This is a genomic window from Vibrio kasasachensis, assembly GCF_050337565.1.
Lineage (GTDB): Bacteria > Pseudomonadota > Gammaproteobacteria > Enterobacterales > Vibrionaceae > Vibrio > Vibrio kasasachensis.
In genome coordinates, this window is sequence record NZ_JAKJTB010000005.1 from 1 (window position 1) to 2,923 (window position 2,923).

The window sequence follows — 2,923 nt, forward strand, 5'->3', positions numbered from 1 at the left end:
GTTCGGAATCGATAACCGCTGAAAGCATCTAAGCGGGAAGCGAGCCTTGAGATGAGTTCTCCCTGGCACTTTAAGTGCCCTAAAGGGTTGTTCGAGACTAGAACGTTGATAGGCAGGGTGTGTAAGTGCTGCGAGGCATTGAGCTAACCTGTACTAATTGCCCGTGAGGCTTAACCATACAACACCCAAGGGGTTTTGTGGACTCAATACAAGAACGATTGAATGTGTATTAGAACTTTACTCTCTATTTTAGAGAAACCAGCTTTCCGAATTAAAGAATTTGCTTGGCGACCATAGCGTTGCGGACCCACCTGACCCCATGCCGAACTCAGAAGTGAAACGCAATAGCGCCGATGGTAGTGTGGGGTCTCCCCATGTGAGAGTAGGACATCGCCAGGCTTTAATTCCGCACTTGCTTGAAATTCAAGCAAGTCACCATARRATTTTAAGTTTTCTTAGAGTTTTATGTTGACTTTCAAAGTGGGAAGCGTATTATACGCACCTCGCTAACGTGCTAAGGCACTGAAAGCAAAGCTCTTTAACAATATAAACCTATCAATCTGTGTGGGCACTCGTTGATGATAATCCAATAAGTTTTTGCTTAGGCAAAAACTGTTTCTTCGGAAACACATTGGGTTCAATGAACTGAGTGACCAATACAAATAAAGACTAACTCAGGCAGAAAGGAATTATTTGGCACAGTCAATTCATTATCATTCTGTTGGAATGATAATAGCTTTAGAATTACATGTTTATCTTCGGATAAATATTAGTTTTGAAGTCAGTATTCATTGAGCCGAAAAAACTTTAAATTGAAGAGTTTGATCATGGCTCAGATTGAACGCTGGCGGCAGGCCTAACACATGCAAGTCGAGCGGTAACAGGAAGAAAGCTTGCTTTCTTTGCTGACGAGCGGCGGACGGGTGAGTAATGCCTAGGAAATTGCCCTGATGTGGGGGATAACCATTGGAAACGATGGCTAATACCGCATAATCTCTTCGGAGCAAAGAGGGGGACCTTCGGGCCTCTCGCGTCAGGATATGCCTAGGTGGGATTAGCTAGTTGGTGAGGTAAGGGCTCACCAAGGCGACGATCCCTAGCTGGTCTGAGAGGATGATCAGCCACACTGGAACTGAGACACGGTCCAGACTCCTACGGGAGGCAGCAGTGGGGAATATTGCACAATGGGCGCAAGCCTGATGCAGCCATGCCGCGTGTATGAAGAAGGCCTTCGGGTTGTAAAGTACTTTCAGTCGTGAGGAAGGCGTTAGTGTTAATAGCACTATCGTTTGACGTTAGCGACAGAAGAAGCACCGGCTAACTCCGTGCCAGCAGCCGCGGTAATACGGAGGGTGCGAGCGTTAATCGGAATTACTGGGCGTAAAGCGCATGCAGGTGGTTCGTTAAGTCAGATGTGAAAGCCCGGGGCTCAACCTCGGAATAGCATTTGAAACTGGCGGACTAGAGTACTGTAGAGGGGGGTAGAATTTCAGGTGTAGCGGTGAAATGCGTAGAGATCTGAAGGAATACCAGTGGCGAAGGCGGCCCCCTGGACAGATACTGACACTCAGATGCGAAAGCGTGGGGAGCAAACAGGATTAGATACCCTGGTAGTCCACGCCGTAAACGATGTCTACTTGGAGGTTGTGGCCTTGAGCCGTGGCTTCCGGAGCTAACGCGTTAAGTAGACCGCCTGGGGAGTACGGTCGCAAGATTAAAACTCAAATGAATTGACGGGGGCCCGCACAAGCGGTGGAGCATGTGGTTTAATTCGATGCAACGCGAAGAACCTTACCTACTCTTGACATCCAGAGAARCCAGCGGAGACGCAGGTGTGCCTTCGGGAACTCTGAGACAGGTGCTGCATGGCTGTCGTCAGCTCGTGTTGTGAAATGTTGGGTTAAGTCCCGCAACGAGCGCAACCCTTATCCTTGTTTGCCAGCGAGTAATGTCGGGAACTCCAGGGAGACTGCCGGTGACAAACCGGAGGAAGGTGGGGACGACGTCAAGTCATCATGGCCCTTACGAGTAGGGCTACACACGTGCTACAATGGCGCATACAGAGGGCAGCCAACCAGCGATGGTGAGCGAATCCCAAAAAGTGCGTCGTAGTCCGGATTGGAGTCTGCAACTCGACTCCATGAAGTCGGAATCGCTAGTAATCGTGGATCAGAATGCCACGGTGAATACGTTCCCGGGCCTTGTACACACCGCCCGTCACACCATGGGAGTGGGCTGCAAAAGAAGTGGGTAGTTTAACCTTTCGGGGAGGACGCTCACCACTTTGTGGTTCATGACTGGGGTGAAGTCGTAACAAGGTAGCGCTAGGGGAACCTGGCGCTGGATCACCTCCTTATACGATGATTACTCACAATGAGTGTCCACACAGATTGATATGTTTATAAAGTTCAAGAGTTTAATGTTGGGTCTGTAGCTCAGCTGGTTAGAGCGCTCGCCTGATAAGCGGGAGGTCGGTGGTTCGAGTCCACTCAGACCCACCAATACTTTCCCAAAAGCATTGGTTAAGCATTAAGTCTTTGGGGCTATAGCTCAGCTGGGAGAGCGCCTGCCTTGCACGCAGGAGGTCTGCGGTTCGATCCCGCATAGCTCCACCATTTTTAAGTACATTTACTTTCNRTTAGAAAGTYGAGTGTTTTTAAAAATGGTTTTTTTCTTTCAGTAGAAAANGAATCACGCTCTTTAACAATTTGGAAAGCTGACTAAATAATCTTTAANAAGATTATTTGTAAAGTTCTCAATGTTTACCTTNATGGTAAACACCAAAAAACACATTCAAGTGTTCTTGGCAATATCACTTCCTAGTGAAGTGATTATTCGAAATTGAGTCCGGCAAAATCGAACGTCTCTCACTCATAAAATAGAGAGACAACTTGGTTGTTTAACGAAACTCCTTCGGGTTGTA

At 47.8% G+C, this 2,923-nt stretch carries 2 tRNA genes and 3 rRNA genes; all 5 read left to right on the forward strand.

Annotated features, from left to right (window positions below):
* Nucleotides 1-178, forward strand: a 23S ribosomal RNA gene (locus tag L4C38_RS00195); the annotation flags it as partial.
* Nucleotides 179-283: 105 nt separating this feature from the next.
* Nucleotides 284-399, forward strand: a 5S ribosomal RNA gene (rrf, locus tag L4C38_RS00200).
* Nucleotides 400-809: 410 nt separating this feature from the next.
* A 16S ribosomal RNA gene (locus L4C38_RS00205) occupies nucleotides 810-2,356 on the forward strand.
* Nucleotides 2,357-2,424: 68 nt separating this feature from the next.
* Nucleotides 2,425-2,501: transfer RNA gene (locus L4C38_RS00210), tRNA-Ile, on the forward strand.
* Nucleotides 2,502-2,539: 38 nt separating this feature from the next.
* Nucleotides 2,540-2,615 (forward strand) — tRNA-Ala (locus L4C38_RS00215).
* Nucleotides 2,616-2,923 lie beyond the last annotated feature (308 nt).